The 16,834-nt window shown below is 37.2% G+C and carries 15 protein-coding genes; 3 read left to right on the top strand and 12 right to left on the bottom strand.

The annotated features are described in order from the left end of the window. Positions 1–345: 345 nt before the first annotated feature. Positions 346–1,911, top strand: a complete 1,566-nt coding sequence (locus ACLCEG_RS01350; protein WP_077168626.1) for a phospholipase D family protein — start codon at positions 346–348, stop codon at positions 1,909–1,911. Positions 1,912–1,921: 10 nt separating this feature from the next. Here ACLCEG_RS01350 and ACLCEG_RS01355 read toward each other — a convergent pair whose 3' ends face one another. The 3 genes from ACLCEG_RS01355 to adeR form a co-directional block, all read right to left on the bottom strand. Continuing rightward, positions 1,922–2,509, bottom strand: a complete 588-nt coding sequence (locus ACLCEG_RS01355) for a uracil-DNA glycosylase family protein (RefSeq protein ID WP_019459150.1) — start codon at positions 2,507–2,509, stop codon at positions 1,922–1,924. Positions 2,510–2,603: 94 nt separating this feature from the next. Then, positions 2,604–3,689, bottom strand: a complete 1,086-nt coding sequence (adeS, locus tag ACLCEG_RS01360; RefSeq protein ID WP_410565210.1) for a two-component sensor histidine kinase AdeS — start codon at positions 3,687–3,689, stop codon at positions 2,604–2,606. After that, on the bottom strand, positions 3,679–4,410 hold the full coding sequence (gene adeR / locus ACLCEG_RS01365; protein WP_191009917.1) for an efflux system response regulator transcription factor AdeR: 732 nt from the start codon (positions 4,408–4,410) through the stop codon (positions 3,679–3,681). The genes adeS and adeR overlap by 11 nt, the downstream gene beginning before the upstream one ends. A gap of 143 nt (positions 4,411–4,553) precedes the next feature. On the opposite strand from adeR, the gene ACLCEG_RS01370 reads away from it, so the two are divergent. After that, the gene (locus ACLCEG_RS01370; protein WP_410565212.1) at positions 4,554–5,720 is read left to right on the top strand and encodes an efflux RND transporter periplasmic adaptor subunit; all 1,167 of its coding nucleotides are present in this window, start codon (positions 4,554–4,556) and stop codon (positions 5,718–5,720) included. Continuing rightward, a complete protein-coding gene (locus tag ACLCEG_RS01375) occupies positions 5,717–8,824 on the top strand; it encodes an AdeB/AdeJ family multidrug efflux RND transporter permease subunit (RefSeq protein WP_410565214.1) in 3,108 nt (1,035 codons plus the stop codon). The genes ACLCEG_RS01370 and ACLCEG_RS01375 overlap by 4 nt, the downstream gene beginning before the upstream one ends. Before the next feature lie 73 nt (positions 8,825–8,897). On the opposite strand, the gene ACLCEG_RS01380 is transcribed toward ACLCEG_RS01375, so the two are convergent. The 9 genes from ACLCEG_RS01380 to ppk1 all read right to left on the bottom strand — a co-directional run bounded on the left by ACLCEG_RS01380 (position 8,898) and on the right by ppk1 (position 16,772). Next, positions 8,898–9,134 carry a hypothetical protein gene (locus ACLCEG_RS01380; protein ID WP_311071070.1) on the bottom strand — a complete coding sequence of 79 codons (237 nt, stop codon included), beginning with the start codon at positions 9,132–9,134 and terminating at the stop codon, positions 8,898–8,900. Between the two features lie 253 nt (positions 9,135–9,387). Continuing rightward, positions 9,388–9,564, bottom strand: coding sequence for a hypothetical protein (locus ACLCEG_RS01385; protein WP_002049853.1), 177 nt, complete (start codon positions 9,562–9,564; stop codon positions 9,388–9,390). A 579-nt stretch (positions 9,565–10,143) separates the two neighbouring features. Further along, complete coding sequence (locus ACLCEG_RS01390; protein ID WP_410565217.1) at positions 10,144–11,196, bottom strand: dipeptidase; 1,053 nt, start codon at positions 11,194–11,196, stop codon at positions 10,144–10,146. Between the two features lie 10 nt (positions 11,197–11,206). Beyond that, positions 11,207–12,367: a pyrroloquinoline quinone biosynthesis protein PqqE gene (gene pqqE / locus ACLCEG_RS01395; protein ID WP_410565219.1), complete on the bottom strand. Its 1,161-nt coding sequence runs from the start codon at positions 12,365–12,367 to the stop codon at positions 11,207–11,209. Continuing rightward, positions 12,364–12,648 (bottom strand): pyrroloquinoline quinone biosynthesis peptide chaperone PqqD, encoded by a 285-nt coding sequence (pqqD, locus tag ACLCEG_RS01400; RefSeq protein ID WP_039253697.1) that lies wholly within the window; start codon positions 12,646–12,648, stop codon positions 12,364–12,366. Before pqqD ends, pqqE begins: the two co-directional genes overlap by 4 nt. Further along, positions 12,645–13,403 carry a pyrroloquinoline-quinone synthase PqqC gene (gene pqqC, locus ACLCEG_RS01405; RefSeq protein ID WP_410565222.1) on the bottom strand — a complete coding sequence of 253 codons (759 nt, stop codon included), beginning with the start codon at positions 13,401–13,403 and terminating at the stop codon, positions 12,645–12,647. Before pqqC ends, pqqD begins: the two co-directional genes overlap by 4 nt. An 8-nt stretch (positions 13,404–13,411) precedes the next feature. Beyond that, complete coding sequence (gene pqqB / locus ACLCEG_RS01410) at positions 13,412–14,323, bottom strand: pyrroloquinoline quinone biosynthesis protein PqqB (RefSeq protein ID WP_086496777.1); 912 nt, start codon at positions 14,321–14,323, stop codon at positions 13,412–13,414. A gap of 75 nt (positions 14,324–14,398) precedes the next feature. Then, on the bottom strand, positions 14,399–14,473 hold the full coding sequence (gene pqqA / locus ACLCEG_RS01415; RefSeq protein WP_001982218.1) for a pyrroloquinoline quinone precursor peptide PqqA: 75 nt from the start codon (positions 14,471–14,473) through the stop codon (positions 14,399–14,401). Positions 14,474–14,696: 223 nt separating this feature from the next. Beyond that, positions 14,697–16,772: a polyphosphate kinase 1 gene (ppk1, locus tag ACLCEG_RS01420; RefSeq protein ID WP_410565225.1), complete on the bottom strand. Its 2,076-nt coding sequence runs from the start codon at positions 16,770–16,772 to the stop codon at positions 14,697–14,699. Positions 16,773–16,834 lie beyond the last annotated feature (62 nt).

Consider the following 16,834-nt stretch of genomic DNA (forward strand, 5'->3'; position numbering starts at 1 on the left):
AAAAAATAATATATAAAATAACAACATTAGAAAAATCTTCTAAAGATGAGGTAAAAATTAATTTATTTTTCTTTATTATATTGATTAGTATAATTACAATTTTTTCTTAATTTATGAATTATTATCAAAGTATTATGCCCCTTTTATTTTGAATTTTTATTTTACAACTATTAAATTCAACTTGAGTATTTAAAGAGATTTAATTAAAAAACTTATATATATTAATTATATAGGTGTATTTTTTACATTGTAAAAGATAAGCTTCACTTCTATTTTTTCCGCTTTCTTTTTAGTTTCATAAAAATATGCAAAAAATAGTCAAATTGGTAATGTTAACCAAAATATATGACTAAATTTCATCAGATGTACGAGCAATATAGTACTATGGCCTTAAGTGCTTGGGGTTTTACTGATTTACCTTCTTATACAGATAGATACGATCCTAATGAGAAAGATATAGTGATAAAGACAAATAGCTGGTTGAATGATGATGCAGCAGAAGAAAAAACGCGTCAGGGTCTTACCGCCTTTGTAGCCCTCGATGATGCATTTATGAGTATCGCCTCACGTATATATGTCATTAGAAATGCCAAGGAAAGCATAGATCTACAATATTATATTTGGACTAATGATTTTGTAGGTAACCTGATTCTGCATGAGTTACTTAAAGCGGCAGATCGAGGAATAAAAGTTCGACTGTTAATTGATGATCAAAACGGTATAAAGCTTGATGGCATATTAAGAAGTCTTTTACAGCACTCCAACTTTGAAATCAGACTCTTTAATCCTTATAAATTTAGATACTTAAGAATATTTGATTATATTTTTCGCTTCAAAAAAGTGAATCACCGCATGCATAATAAACTTATTATTGCGGATGCCACGATTGCAGTAACAGGCGGTAGAAATATTAGTAGTGAATACTTTGAAGCAAGCAGTAAGTTTCAATTTACTGATATGGATATTTTGTTCTATGGAGATGCTGTAAGACATGCCCAAGCTGTATTTACTGATTTTTGGGAAAGTACCTTAAGTGTAAATGCAACTGATATTATTGGAACTTGTGCTGAGTATCATTTAAAAGCTCTAAGAGAGCATTATGAACAATTACATCATGAAGGCCAAAGCCTCACAGAAGATAAGCTTTATGATGCCCAGAGTTATTTAAAAGAGCTTTTAGAGCATAATCCTATTCAGTGGTCTAAAGCACACTTTGTGGCAGACTCACCCAAGAAGATTTTAGGAACAGCAACTGAACATGAAATGCTATATGGGCAAGTCATGTCTATTATGGGTAAACCTAAGCAGCATTTAGAATTAGCTTCGGCTTATTTTGTACCAACCCAACAAGGTACATATTACTTAAAACAACTACGAGTTGAAGGAATTAAAGTTCGCGCGTTAACCAACTCTTTTGCCGCAAATGATGTTGCGATCGTACATGCTTTTTATAGTCAATACCGCGTAGAAATGCTTAAAAATGGTGTTGAGCTTTATGAGTTTAAACCTGTGCTAGAACGGCGGCGTAGAACTTGGTACGAAATCGTAACGGGTAGCGTTATACCAGCAAAAGGTAAAAATAAATCCAGTTTGCATGCTAAATTTTTTGATGTAGACGGCAAAGTATTTATTGGTTCTTTTAACTTTGACCCCCGCTCTACCTATTTAAATACCGAAGTTGGCTTAGTGATTGAGTCTAATCAATTACAAACCCAAATTTCCGTTATGTTAGATCAACACTTAACTCAAGTGGCCTATCAACTGAAATTAAATAGCGAAGGACAAATTGTCTGGCTCGATTATCAGTCGAATGGGCAAGTGATTGAATATAATAAAGACCCGGGAACTAGCCGCTTTCAACGAACAATGATTAAAGCTGTTTCTTACCTACCTATTGAATGGATGATGTAATTTTTCAATATTACAAGAATCCGATTTTATTAAAGAATTGTTGATAGGCCTCTGCTTTTTTCTCAAGTGCTAATGGATATGCTCTAGAAGAAGATGGTAACCGATATAAATCAATATTGCGGTCTGCAAAGTAAGTTGATGTTGATGTCCCAATTAAAGGTTTTTCCGTATTTTCAGGTAAAACCGAAATTAAGGTATCAGTTGCTTTATCGCCTGTCGTCATAATTGTCTGGCACAAAGGAATTTGCTGAAGTAAAGCAGCCAAGTCTGTTGGAGCCACAATTTCCAGAAATTTATCGGAAGCATTACCCTTGAGCCGTTTAATTTGATAAGCCGTATCGAAAATAGCAATACCTGTTTCAGTTAAAAACTCTCGGATACGTTCTTCATTAAATGTTTTTTGATTTTCACTTAAGAAATAGGTTTTATCTTTGAAGAAAATTAGGCCAAAAATTCTCCACATGTCATTTTGAAAATTTGGATAATAAAAATCCATCTTCCATTTATTACGAGGTGGTGGAAAACTCCCTAGCATTAGTAAACGAGCATTTTCAGGTAAAAATGGTTGTAGTGGATGGGTTTCTATCTCAATTATCATAAAAAATCAGTATTTACTTCAAAATTTATAAATAACTTAACGCATTTTCAGATTAATCACGAGTCAATATATGCAAATTCTGTTAATCAAAACGTTAAGTTACTTCATTTGACTCTTGTTGAGGTATGCTGATTTTAAAAATGCTATGTGAGTTCTCGTTGATGTAATCTACCCTTCCTTTATGTGCAATCACTAGCGCTTGTACAACCGAAAGCCCTAAACCAGTTCCACCTAATTCTTTATTTCTTGACTGCTCAAGCCGAAAAAAAGGATTAAATAATTCTTTATGATGCTCAGCTGAAATGCCTGGGCCTTCATCTTCTATTTCTAAAACCCAATACTGTTGATCACATTGGGTTGAAATTTTTAACTTGCCCGGATTTGCATATCGCGTGGCATTATCAAGTAAAGCAATTAAAACTTGTTCTATTCGTCTATGATCGCACTTCACTTCTGGTGCCTGAATATTGAAAGTTACTTTAAGTTGAGCAGTCTGTAATTTTTCTTGAAACATATGCACGACTTTATAGGCAGTCTCATTAAAATTTATCGTTTCAATATTAAGTCTGAGTTGTTGGTTTTCAAATAGGCTTAAAGTGCGTAAGTCTTCCACAAGGTTTGATAAGCCTTCAACTTGACTCAGTAAATTTTTAAATAAAACCGGATCTGGTTTAAAAACACCATCGATAATACCCTGTAGCCGTCCTTGTAAAATGGTGACAGGTGTTCTTAGCTCATGTGCAATCGCAGCATTCCAGACATGAGCGTTCTGTACAGAAGTTTCAAGCTTTTGTGCCATATCATTAAAATTATGCATGAGTTCAGCAATTTCAGAAGTATGATGCATAGAGCTTTCTACACGTGCAGTTAAATCACCCTGACTAATTTTTTTTGCTGCATCTGCTAGTAGGTTAATTGGCACAATAAAACGTTGAGCAAGCTTAATTCCTAAAATAATGGAAAATGCCGTACCAAATAGAAGTACGGCGAACAGCCATATGCCGTCTAAGTAGTGAAAAAACTCATCGCTCTCTTTTAATTTTTTAAGAGAAATAAGACCGACTTCGATCGCAACATAATAAGTACCATAACCTAATATGAGCGAACTCAACGTAACAATTAGACTCGTAAAGCTAAGTGCAATAATCAGTTGTTTACTAATGCCGGTTTTATTTTTCATGCGGATTATCCAAACGGTAGCCTACTCCACGAACATTAATCAGCATGTTCTCTAAACCTAGCTCTTCCATTTTCTTTCGTAGCTTGCTGACATGGCTATCAACAGTACGTTCAAGAGCATCTCGATCTGGTAAGCAATGATTCATCAGTTCCGAGCGGGTAAAAACTTTATGTGGATGAGGTAGCATCAACAGCAAAATTTTGTATTCAGTTAGGGTCAAATTAAGCGCTTGTTGCTTGTTATCTAAATATATATAGGCAGTATGTATTTCGGTATTTACTTCAATATTTTTATAAATCAGATTTCGGTTAGACATTTGCTGATTTTGTTGGGTGCGCCGTAATACTGCTTGTACGCGTGCAACCACTTCATTGGGATTAAATGGTTTTACAACAAAGTCATCTGCCCCAATTCTTAGAGCCATGACTTTATCAATTTCTTGATCTAAAGCAGTCAACATAATTACAGGTGTGGCTGCTTTTTGCCGAATTTTATTTAGAACTTCCCATCCACTTAATTCGGGCATTTTTATATCGAGTATGACTAAATCAATAGGTTGACTTGTATGTATTTCAATGGCTTGTTTACCATTCATGGCACGTACAACACGCATGCCTTCACGTTTTAAATAATGCTCAATTATATCGCCAATATCATAGTCATCTTCAACCACAAGAATAAGCTTATCCTGACAATTAAACGTAAAGGTTGACTCAAACATAGCAATAAAACGCGATAAAAATTTGATTTATGATACGCGCATTTTTTCTTAAGTCTCCACACTTTTTCCACATATTAGTGATTTTGGTTACACACACATCAAAAATAATGCAAGCATCTAGAAGTCCATTAGGTGTTACAAAAGTGCAGAAGCATTTTTTAGTTCCATTCATATTCTCAATTAGTCTTGTTTTGCATGGCTGTGGTAAAGAACAAGCGACAGATCAAGCACAAGCGCAAGAAGCTAAAGTCACCGTTTTAGCAATTCAGCCACAGTCTGTGAACTTTAGTGAAAATCTACCTGCACGTGTTCAGGCTTTCCGTACAGCCGAAATTCGTCCTCAGGTAGGCGGTATTGTTGAAAAAGTTCTGTTCACCCAAGGTAGTGAAGTCAAGGCTGGACAGCCTTTATATAAAATAAACTCGGAAATTTTTGAAGCTGATGTAAATAGTAATCGAGCTGGCCTAAATAAAGCAGAAGCAGAAGTTAATCGTTTAAAAGTACAACTTGAGCGCTATCAACAACTGTTACCAAGCAACGCAATTAGTAAGCAAGAAGTAAGTAATGCCGAGTCGCAATATCGACAAGCGATTGCAGATGTTGCCCAAATGAAAGCCTTGCTGGCTCGTCAAAATCTAAATTTACAGTACGCCACAGTACGAGCACCAATTTCAGGCCGTATTGGTAAATCGTTTGTGACCGAAGGTGCTCTAGTCAGCCAAGCTGATAGCAATACAATGGCTACCATTCAACAAATTGACCGTGTTTATGTCGATGTAAAACAATCTATTGGTGAATATGAGCGCTTAAAGGAAGCTTTACAAAGTGGTGAGTTATCTGCCAACAATCAAAAAGGTGTACAAATCTTAAATAGTTTGGGACAGCCTTATAACGTATCGGCAAAAATGCTTTTTGAAGATATTAATGTCGACCCTGAAACAGGTGATGTCACTATCCGTATTGAAGTGTCTAATCCTGAGCGAAAATTATTACCAGGCATGTATGTTCGCGTCAACATTGAACGCGCCTCTGTTCCTCAGGCCTTACTTGTTCCGGAACAAGCTATTCAGCGCAATATGAACGGCGACCCACAAGTTTATGTTGTAAATGCCAAAGGTAGTGCAGATGTACGCCCTGTAGAGCTAGGCCAACAATATCAACAATTTTATCTCATCAATAAAGGTCTAAATGCTGGAGATAAAGTTGTCGTTGAAGGGATTGAGCGTATTCAGCCCAACCAAAAGCTAGCGATTTCAGCATGGAAAGCCGCTTCGGCAGCAAATACGGTGAAGCAAGGAGATGCTAAATGATGTCTCAATTCTTTATTCGCCGTCCTGTTTTTGCATGGGTAATTGCAATTTTTATTATTTTATTTGGTGTACTGAGTATTCCAAAGTTGCCTATTGCACGCTTTCCAAGTGTTGCACCTCCTCAGGTGAATATTACGGCAAGCTATCCTGGCGCTACTCCTAAAACAATTAATGATAGTGTTATTACGCTCATTGAACGGGAAATGTCTGGAGTAAAAAATTTACTCTACTATAGCGCTACAACTGATTCGTCAGGGACTGCTGAAATTACTGCGACGTTTAAACCGGGTACTGATGTCGACATGGCTCAAGTTGACGTACAGAATAAGATTAAAGCGGTTGAAGCCCGCTTACCGCAAGTTGTTCGTCAACAAGGTTTAGCAGTCGAAGCATCATCCTCGGGCTTTTTAATGCTGGTCGGTTTAAACTCACCTAATCATCGTTATTCAGAAGTCGATTTAAGTGATTATTTAGTCCGTAATGTGGTCGAAGAGCTTAAACGTGTTGAAGGTGTTGGCAAGATTCAATCTTTTGGTGCTGAAAAAGCAATGCGGATTTGGGTGGATCCCAATAAATTGGTTTCTTATGGACTCTCAATTAGTGATGTAAACAATGCGATTCGCAGCAATAACATTGATATTGCACCGGGTCGGCTTGGTGACCGCCCTTTAGTCAATGGGCAGTTAATAACAGTGCCTTTATCTGCTCAAGGTCAACTCGAAACAGTTGAACAGTTTAAAAACATTAGTTTAAAGAGCAATATTAGCGGAGCTCATATTAAGTTATCTGATGTAGCCGATGTAGAAATGGGCGCACAATCATATAACTTCGCAATTTTAGAAAATGGTAAGCCTGCGACGGCTGCGGCAATTCAGCTTAGTCCTGGTGCAAATGCAGTAAAAACAGCTGATGCAGTAAAACAGAAACTTGATGAATTAAAACCAAACCTGCCTGAAGGTATGCAATTCAGTATTCCTTATGACACTGCACCTTTTGTTAAAATCTCAATAGAAAAAGTAGTTCATACCTTACTTGAAGCCATGGCGCTGGTTTTTATTGTGATGTATGTATTTCTTCATAATGTTCGCTACACCTTAATCCCTGCGATTGTAGCGCCAATTGCCCTGCTCGGCACCTTTACCATCATGCTTTTGACAGGTTACTCAATTAATGTGCTGACCATGTTCGGTATGGTGCTTGCAATCGGGATTATTGTCGATGACGCGATTGTGGTGGTGGAGAATGTTGAACGGATTATGGCAACGGAAGGCTTATCGCCCAAAGAAGCGACCTCCAAGGCCATGACAGAGATTACCAGCCCGATTATTGGTATTACCTTAGTGTTGGCGGCTGTATTTCTACCTATGGCTTTGGCAAGTGGTTCGGTCGGCATTATCTATCGTCAGTTTACGATTACCATGTCGGTTTCAATTTTATTCTCGGCATTTTTAGCTTTAACCCTTACTCCCGCACTTTGTGCAACGTTGCTAAAACCAATTGATGCTCATCATCAAAAGAAAGGGTTTTTCGCATGGTTTGATCGAAGCTTTGATAAAGTCACAAAAAAGTATGAAGTTATTCTGCTAAAAGTTGTTAAGCATACAATTCCGACTCTCATCATTTTTGTGGTGATTACAGGTTTAACTTTTGCTGGTATGAGATATTGGCCAACCGCTTTTATGCCTGAAGAAGATCAGGGTTGGTTTTTAACTTCGTTCCAATTGCCTTCAGATGCAACTGCTGAACGCACTCAAAAAATTGTTAAAGAATTTGAAGATCATTTAAATGAACAGTCCGATGTAACAAGCAATATTTCAATTATGGGTTGGGGATTTAGTGGTGCTGGTCAAAACGTTGCGCTCGCTTTTACAACCTTAAAAGATTTTGGTGAACGTAATAAATCTACGACCGACTATACCAATTTCGTTAATGCAGAAATGGCGAAAAGCAAGGAAGGTACAACGATGTCAGTACTTCCTCCAGCCATTGATGAATTAGGTACCTCTTCAGGTTTTAGTTTGCGCTTACAAGATAAAGCAAATTTAGGAATGCCAGCTTTAATCGCAGCACAAACAAAACTCATGGAAATGGCGGCTCAAAACAAAAAGTTTTATATGGTTTACCCTGAAGGTCTGCCACAAGGCGACAATATTAGCTTGAAAATAGACCGTGAGAAATTAAATACCTTAGGTGTAAGCTTTGCTTCTGTTTCAGATATTATTTCGACTTCTATGGGATCTATGTATATCAATGACTTCCCAAATCAGGGGCGTATGCAACAAGTCATTGTTCAAGCCAATGCACAATCGCGTATGCATTTAAAAGATATTTTGAGCTTGAAAGTTGCTGGTGCAAATGGACAACTGGTGTCTTTATCTGAGGTGGTCACTCCGCAGTGGAACAAGTTACCGCAGCAATATAATCGCTATAATGGCCGCCCTTCATTAAGTATTTCTGGCGTTCCTAATATTGGAGTTTCTTCAGGCGATGCAATGCGAGAAATGGAAAAATTGATTGCTAAGCTTCCTCAAGGCATTGGCTATGAATGGACGGGTATTTCTTTGCAGGAAAAACAGTCTGAATCGCAAATGGCATTTCTTATTGCTTTATCGATGTTGGTCGTGTTTTTAGTGTTAGCTGCACTTTATGAAAGCTGGTCAATTCCACTTTCAGTTATGTTGGTTGTTCCTTTAGGTATTTTTGGAGCTATTTTGGCCATTATGTTAAGAGGAATGCCAAATGATATTTTCTTCAAAATTGGTCTGATTACTATTATTGGTTTGTCTGCCAAAAATGCGATTTTAATTGTTGAGTTTGCAAAAATGCTTAAAGAAGAGGGTATGAGCTTAATTGAAGCGGCGGTTGCGGCAGCGAAGTTACGTTTACGTCCAATTTTAATGACTTCCCTTGCCTTTACTTGTGGTGTAATTCCGTTGGTAATTGCAAGTGGTGCGAGTTCAGAAACTCAGCATGCTCTAGGGACTGGTGTATTTGGAGGTATGATCTCTGCAACTATTCTGGCTGTATTTTTCGTGCCGGTCTTCTTTATTTTTGTATTGGGAGCCGCAGAGAAACTATTTTTAAAGAAGAAAACTAATCCATAAAACTGATTGAGGCGAAACAGTTAAGTGTTTCGCCTCAATCATTTCTTTTATATTCATGTTAAAACCAAATCGTTTAAGAGTTTAAGACTTTAAAAACTTTACCTGTTCTTGGATGAGCAAAAGTATTGTCTTGATCTAAATTGATGACTTTGTCTGAAATCACAATCTTGGAAAGCGGTAACCAGTTTTGCTCTATTGCGGTTGAAGCCAAATTTTTTTCAAGCGCATTTTCAAAAATTTGCTCTACCACGATTTCCATACCACACATACTTTTTGCATTAACTTCTTTTAAAATATGACGTTTAGACATTTTAGTCTCCATTTTTTTATTCTTAACATTAAAAATAATAAAGGGTGTTTTGCTACAACATGTAAAATTTAGCATTTGAAGTGTTTTTTTTGTTTTAAACATATTTATTTAATAATTAAATGAATAGTGAAATAATTATTTAAAATAGGAGTTATTATTAAACTAGCTTATAAAAAAGCTTCATTATTTTAAGTAAATTTAATTTATAAGACTATATTTAAAGGGTCTACGTATGAACCCCCTTTATTTAACTTTAAACCTGTACAGCATTGTCGAGTGAACTATCATCTTTATTTTTATTATTATCCTTACTAATCAAAGAGTCAGTATCGCTATCGGTACTAAAGCTCTTACTGTTTTTTTGCTTCTTCTTGTACACGCACATGCCAATAGCAATACCTGTTCCTAGTACTAAAATTGATTTTAACATTTTGCACCTCTTCAGTTGACGGAGAAACTTTTGAGAAATCAACTTAAATTAATAGCACATTCTTTGTTATTTAAGGGCTTTGATTTGAGTCGCTTTTGTAAGGTATTTAATTTTTATGTTAATTGAAGAGTGTAATAGTTTCAAAAATAAATTTTGATACAAAGCAAAAAGCCTATTCTAAAAATAGAATAGGCTTTCTACCGTATTTCAGGATTAAGCAGTATTATTAATTGTTTTATGCAATCTTATTTATCTTTAAATACAATTCCAATGTATTTAATGCTGAACTTTTAGTCAAGATGGGAAAGGGATCATTTGTAATTAATTGGTCATTCTTGTGATGAGATTCACATTTTATAATTGAGCAATAAAAAACGCCCATTTCTACTTCTCATAAAGAAATGGGCGCACGTGAAAACCACTAAAGACCTGAAATACCAAATGTTCTTACATTTAGTAATATCGATTCTAATTAATTTACCGAATGGTTGACAATTAAACCATTTGTACTTTTTTTAGTCATTTCGGCCAATAAAAAATGCAAAATAATTCGCTATTTTCAATATGTTTAGCAATAAATTATTTACTTAGAATGCGATTTAGTACGGTTAACCAGTTAGAAAAACAAATTTTTTCTATAGTCTCATTTGAATAATGCCTTTTTTGCATTGCTTCAATGAGTAGGTGTAGCCCCCTCACATCTTCAATTTCATGGCTAATGAGTGCTCCATCAAAGTCGGAACCAAAACCAACATGATCTATCCCTATTTCGTCTATTAAATAGTCTAGATGTTCTAAAATGACATCAATAGATGTGTTTGCATCACGCTGTCCATCTTTACGTAAAAAAGCCACATCAAAATTTAATCCAACTATCCCTTTAGAGTCTCTGATCGCTTTGAGTTGCTCATCTGTTAGATTTCTGGCCTGTGGACATAAGGCATGGACATTCGAATGAGTCGCGACAATGGGCTGTTGAAGAATGTTAGCGGTATCCCAAAAAGCTTTTTCGTTCATATGGGATACATCAACCACCATTTTTTTATCAGCACAGCGCTTTATAAATGCTTTGCCCTCGTGTGTAAGACCTATCCCTGTATCAGGAGAATGGGGAAACTTAGCGTTTAAACCATGTCCAAAACGACTGGGTCTATTCCAAAGCGGCCCGATGCTACGAAGCCCTGCATCATAAAATACATCGAGTAAATCTGGATTAAGTTGTAGTGCTTCGGCGCCTTCCATATGCAATACAATCGCTAACTTTTGTTTTGCTAAGCAGTGCTGAATATCCTGAACAGTTGTGCAAATTTGAATATCGTTAGAATATTCGGCCAGTTGTTTTGCTAAATCGAGTTGTTCCAGACAAATTTGTTCAATTTGCTGTTGTGTGAAGTCACATGAATTTTGGTCAAAAAGCTTATAAGGGTGATGCTGCTGAACATAGGCAAAAGGCGGCAAGAAAATAGCAAACATGCCGCCAATAAAACCCGCTTCTTGACAGCGTTTTAAATCGAGATGCCCTGCTAAACGTTCCTGAATAAATGCTTGAGCAGGATTGCGATGATCGCTTAACCAAAGGCGCGTTAGTAAATCGTTATGACCATCAAAAACAGGAACTGAGCTATGATTCATATTTACGTTCTCACCGCTCTTCATCTGCAATATTTTGAACAGGAATGTTTTGCTGACCCGTAAATTGCTTTGAATTTTTAGTATTACGAAACACCAGTTTTTCTAGACAGGAATCGAGCTCACTCTCGGCACGTGCTTGTTCAATAAGCTGATGATATGGCGATTTACCACAGACAGGGTCTGCATTGCTTGCATCGCCTGTTAACATATAGGCTTGGCAACGACACCCGCCAAAGTCACGATCTTTATCTGGGCAACTACGGCAACCTTCTGGCATCCATGCATCGCCACGGAAGTGGTTAAAACCTTTAGATTTATACCAAATATCGGAAAGGCTTTGTTCACGAACATTTGGGAAAGAAATAGGTAACTGTCTAGCGGCGTGACAAGGCAAAGCCATACCATCTGGTGCAACGGTAAAGAAAATTTTACCCCAGCCATTCATACAGGCTTTTGGTCTTTCTTCGTAATAGTCAGGCACCACAAAAATAAGTTTGCAAGGATGATTTTGTGCTTTTAACTTGTCGCGATATTCATTGGTAATACGCTCTGCACGTATGAGTTGTTCTTGTGTTGGTAATAAACCTTGACGGTTTAAAAATGCCCAACCATAAAACTGACAAATTGCTAACTCGACTGTATCTGCATTAAGTTCAAGGCAAAGTTCGATAATTTTATCAATTTGGTCAATGTTATGTCGATGAATCACAAAATTAAGAACCATCGGATAATCATATTTCTTAACAAGTCGGCACATTTCATACTTTTGTTCAAAAGCATGTTTCGAACCTGCCAAAGCGTCATTAACAACTGGGTCACTTGCTTGAAAGCTAATTTGAATATGGTCTAGGCCAGCTTGCTTTAAATGGGAAATACGCTGTTCGGTAAGGCCCATACCAGAGGTAATCAGGTTGGTATAAAACCCAAGTTGGTGTGCGTGCACCACAAGCTGTTCCAGATCTTGACGCACTAAAGGCTCACCACCTGAAAACCCGAGTTGCACAGCACCCATTTGACGCGCTTGATCGAAAACGTCAAACCACTCTTGTGTGGTCAATTCATTTTTGTGCTGTGCATAGTCTAAAGGGTTTGAACAATATGGACATTGTAGCGGACAACGATACGTTAGCTCCGCTAGTAGCCATAATGGTAAACCAACACCATTGGTCATATAAAATCAATCCAGTGCTGTTGCTGGGCAACTAACATGTAATCAATAACATCGTTGTCAATTTCAGCTATATCGCCAAATTGTTGTTTGAGCTGGGCAATAATGGCAGAAACGTTATTTTTCCCATCAATATATTGTCCAATGGCCCCTGCACTTTCATTTAACTTGATCATGCCTTCAGGATATAAAATCACAAAGCCATTTTGAGCGGGTTCAAATTGGAAACGATAACCTTGTCGCCATGTTGGCACAAGATTTACATCAAATTGTTCTTTATTCATTTAAATAGTCCTTTGTGCCATACACGTTCTTGAGTCACACTGTGATACGGTGCTTCATTGTGTACGTATGCCAGTGTTAAGGCATCTAAAATGCTCCATAAAATATCCAGTTTAAACTGTAATATTTCTAGCATTCTTTGTTGTTGCTCATGGGTAGTAAATGAATCAAGCGTGATTGTTAAACCATGCTCAACATCACGGCGTGCTTGACTTAAACGAGAGCGGAAATATTCATAGCCCTTATCATCAATCCAAGGATAATGCTGTGGCCATGATTCAAGGCGAGACTGATGAATCTGTGGGGCAAAAAGTTCAGTTAAAGAGCTGCTTGCTGCCTCGCGCCATGATGCACGGCGTGCAAAATTTACATAGGCATCTACAGCAAAGCGAACACCTGGCAAAACCAATTCTTCGGAAATAACTTGTTCACGGCTTAAACCTACAGCTTCAGCTAAACGTAGCCATGCCCCTCGGCCACCACCATCAGGATATTCGCCATCCTGATCAATCATGCGTTGAATCCATTCTTGACGAACCCGCTGATCTGGGCAATTTGCCATAATCGCGGCATCTTTTAGCGGAATATTGATCTGATAATAATAGCGGTTTGCAACCCAAGCCTGAATTTGTTGTTGGGTCGCTTTACCTTCATACATCATGACATGAAATGGATGATAGATATGATAATACTGACCTTTATCAATAATGGCCTGTTTAAATTGTTCTGTTGTTAAAGCTTCAGGTGTTTGAGTCATGATTCACCTTAGAGTTCGATTTGCATGCCGTCATAGGCAACTTCTACACCATTTGCCTTTAGTTCGGCAAATTGAGCAGAGTCTTCATTTAAAATCGGATTGGTATTGTTAATATGAATTAGTACTTTTTTCGGTGTATTGAGTTGGTTCAAATAAGACAACGAACCACCTTCACCACTAATGTATAAATGACCCATTTCACGGCCAGTTTTTTTACCTACACCCGTTTGCTGCATTTCATCATCGGTCCAGAGTGTACCGTCAATCATGACACAATCTGAATTTTGCATAATCTGCATGATTTGATCGTCAATCTTTCCGAGCCCTGGCGCATAAAACAACTGTTTTTGTGTTTTATGATCTTTGATGATTAAAGCAATATTGTCGCCTTCATGCGGGTCATGGCGATGTGGTGAATATGGTGGTGCAGCGCTTTGAATAATTAAAGGTAAAAATTCTAGATTTTCGAAACCATCAATTCTAAAAGCTTGTTTAGGATTAATTTCATTGTATTGAAGACCTCCATTCCAGTGCTTCAACATATTAAAGACTGGAAAACCTGTGGTCAGGTCTTGATAGACCATTTCTGTACACCACACATTCATTGGGCAGCCTTCACGTAGAGTTAAAAGTCCAGTGGTATGGTCAAGCTGGCTATCCATTAAAATAACGTTGGTAATGCCCGTGTCACGTAATTTACGCGCAGGTTGAGCTGCTTTAAAGTCAAATAATTGCTGACGGATATCTGGTGATGCGTTTAATAAAATCCAGTCTACGCCGTTTTCTGAAACCGCAATTGAAGATTGAGTACGTACTTTGGCATTCATCGTACCTGTACGAACACCATGACAATTAGGACAATTACAGTTCCACTGAGGGAAGCCGCCTCCAGCTGCTGAACCTAAAATATAAATATACATAAAATTAATATCTTATTAGAAAGACATAAGCCCTAGAATAAAACTAGGGCTTATGACAGATTTGAATAGAAATAATTAACGTGCTTCAAAGTACATTGTTACTTCGAAACCAATACGTAAATCAGTGAAAGCTGGTTTTGTCCATTGCATAAATTTTTCTCCAGTCAGGATTAATCTTGTGAAATGAATCACTTGATCAAATCTTATAAAGCAATTAAAAATTTATTCTAATTAAAAATGTCACGTTTGTAGATAAGCTTGGTACAAGATATTGTTCGATAATTGTGTTTTTTGTCCAAATTTTAATAACTCCTTATCAATTAAAGGTGATTAAAAGGCCATAGCAGATGTATATTCTTCTATGACGGATGTTTTACACGGCTGAGTTCATTAAGTGTTGCTGCGCAATATAAAGCTCTTGCCCCTCTTTAGGCTGACATTGCACCCAAGTTCCATCGGCTTGTAGCTCCCACGCTTGACGATTATCTTTTAGATAATTGTTTAGCCCATCTTCAATCACTTGTTTCTTTAATTTTTTACTTTCGATTGGGAAACAAGTTTCGATACGAGAGAACAAATTACGTTCCATCCAGTCTGCACTAGCGCAAAACACTTTGGTATCGCCATCATTATAAAAATAGTAAACCCGAGTATGTTCTAAATAACGGCCAACAATTGAACGTACTCGAATATTATCTGACAGTCCTGTAACTTGTGGTCTTAAACAGCAAATGGAACGAATAATTAAATCAATTTGTACACCTGCTTGAGAGGCTTTATAAAGCGCGCTGATGAGCTGTGGTTCAGTAAGCGCATTCACTTTAATGATGATATGTGCCTTCTTGCCAGCAAGACTATTTTTAATTTCCTGCTCAATAAGCTCTAGCAATTGAGAGTGCAAGGTAAATGGTGCATGAAAAAGTTTTTTAAGCTTTGCCATTTTGCCCATACCAGTAAGTTCTTGGAAAATCTTATGCACGTCTTCACAAATTTCAGCATCACTCGTAAGCAGGCCAAAATCGGTATAAATTTTGGCATTCACTGCATGATAGTTACCTGTACCTAAGTGGACATATCTTTTCATTTTGTCTTGTTCACGGCGAACAACTAAAATCATTTTAGCGTGAGTTTTATAACCAACAATGCCGTAAACCACAACTGCGCCCGCTTCTTGCAATACGTTAGCTACTTCAATATTGGACTCTTCGTCAAAACGTGCCCGTAACTCAATGACCGCAGTAACTTCTTTTCCATTACGTGCAGCTTCTGCAAGAAGTTGAACGATTTCCGAGTTCGCTCCACTACGGTATAAGGTTTGTTTTATTGCCAAGACATTCGGATCTTGGGCAGCTTCCCGAAGAAACTTGATGACTGGTGCAAATGAGTCAAACGGATGATGAAGTAAAACATCACCTGCTTTTAACACATCAAAAATTGGCTTTTTGCTATAGAGGAGTTTTGGTAAAACTTGTTGATATGGTTTATAGCGTAAATCTGGCAAATCAAAGTTTGAAATAAAACGGGCTAGGTTGACGGGACCATCGACGTAATAAAGATGTTCAGCATCTAAATCAAATTGCTCTAATAAATAGTTTGCAATTTCTTCAGGACATTTTTTTGCAACTTCCAAACGAACCGCTTGACCAAAACGGCGTGAAGATAACTCACCTTTTAAAGCCACGGCCAAGTCTTCTACATCTTCTGAGACGGTTAAATCAGCATTTCGAGTAACGCGAAATTGATGACAACCTGTGGCTTTCATGCCCGGAAATAAATCTGAAATGTGCTGATGAATAATAGCCGAGAGCAAAATGTAATGTTCTGCACCACCAGAAATATGCTCTGGAATTTTAACCAGTCTTGGTAAAGAGCGTGGTGCTGGGACAATCGCTAAATCAATTTGGCGTCCGAAAGCGTCTTTACCTTCCAAAGTCACAATGAAGTTAAGACTTTTATTAACTAACCGTGGAAATGGATGCGCCGGATCTAGACTAATTGGAGTAACGACAGGTTGTACTTCTTTAAAAAAGTATTCTTTAATCCAGTTTTTATGTTTCTCTAATATATCGCCGTGCTGAATAAAATGAACGCCATAGCCTTGTAGCTGTGGCAACAAGGTATAATTTAAAATGTTATATTGTTCTTCAACGGCTTCATGTGCATTTTTCGAAATTTGTTTTAATACTTCTGCTAATGGCAAGCCTTCTGGCCCAGTTGCTTGACTCATTAAGCTAATTTTCTGGATTAAACTTGCAACACGGATTTCAAAAAATTCATCCAGATTACGTGAAAAAATAATTAAAAAATTTAAACGTTCAAGTAATGGGTGTTCAATATCTTTGGCCTGAGCAAGCACTCGCTTATGAAACTCTAATAAAGAGAGTTCTCTATTAATATACGTTTCTAAATTATGCTGGTTTGGGCTAGATAATGTAGGTAATGATGTCATTCTTGACTCTTATAATTGATAAAAATTGTACATGAATAAAAAAGATTAATTTAATAATGTAT

The sequence above is a fragment of the Acinetobacter sp. H1(2024) genome (assembly GCF_046557555.1).
Lineage (GTDB): Bacteria > Pseudomonadota > Gammaproteobacteria > Pseudomonadales > Moraxellaceae > Acinetobacter > Acinetobacter seifertii.

Excerpts from the sequence above, each read along its gene's own strand:
- ACLCEG_RS01350 (WP_077168626.1), top strand. The coding sequence starts at position 346 with ATGACTAAATTTCATCAGATGTACGAGCAATATAGTACTATGGCCTTA.
- ACLCEG_RS01355 (WP_019459150.1), bottom strand. The coding sequence starts at position 2,509 with ATGATAATTGAGATAGAAACCCATCCACTACAACCATTTTTACCTGAA.
- adeS (WP_410565210.1), bottom strand. The coding sequence starts at position 3,689 with ATGAAAAATAAAACCGGCATTAGTAAACAACTGATTATTGCACTTAGC.
- adeR (WP_191009917.1), bottom strand. The coding sequence starts at position 4,410 with ATGTTTGAGTCAACCTTTACGTTTAATTGTCAGGATAAGCTTATTCTT.
- ACLCEG_RS01375 (WP_410565214.1), top strand. The coding sequence starts at position 5,717 with ATGATGTCTCAATTCTTTATTCGCCGTCCTGTTTTTGCATGGGTAATT.
- ACLCEG_RS01380 (WP_311071070.1), bottom strand. The coding sequence starts at position 9,134 with ATGTCTAAACGTCATATTTTAAAAGAAGTTAATGCAAAAAGTATGTGT.
- ACLCEG_RS01385 (WP_002049853.1), bottom strand. The coding sequence starts at position 9,564 with ATGTTAAAATCAATTTTAGTACTAGGAACAGGTATTGCTATTGGCATG.
- ACLCEG_RS01390 (WP_410565217.1), bottom strand. The coding sequence starts at position 11,196 with ATGAATCATAGCTCAGTTCCTGTTTTTGATGGTCATAACGATTTACTA.
- pqqE (WP_410565219.1), bottom strand. The coding sequence starts at position 12,367 with ATGACCAATGGTGTTGGTTTACCATTATGGCTACTAGCGGAGCTAACG.
- pqqD (WP_039253697.1), bottom strand. The coding sequence starts at position 12,648 with ATGAATAAAGAACAATTTGATGTAAATCTTGTGCCAACATGGCGACAA.
- pqqC (WP_410565222.1), bottom strand. The coding sequence starts at position 13,403 with ATGACTCAAACACCTGAAGCTTTAACAACAGAACAATTTAAACAGGCC.
- pqqB (WP_086496777.1), bottom strand. The coding sequence starts at position 14,323 with ATGTATATTTATATTTTAGGTTCAGCAGCTGGAGGCGGCTTCCCTCAG.
- ppk1 (WP_410565225.1), bottom strand. The coding sequence starts at position 16,772 with ATGACATCATTACCTACATTATCTAGCCCAAACCAGCATAATTTAGAA.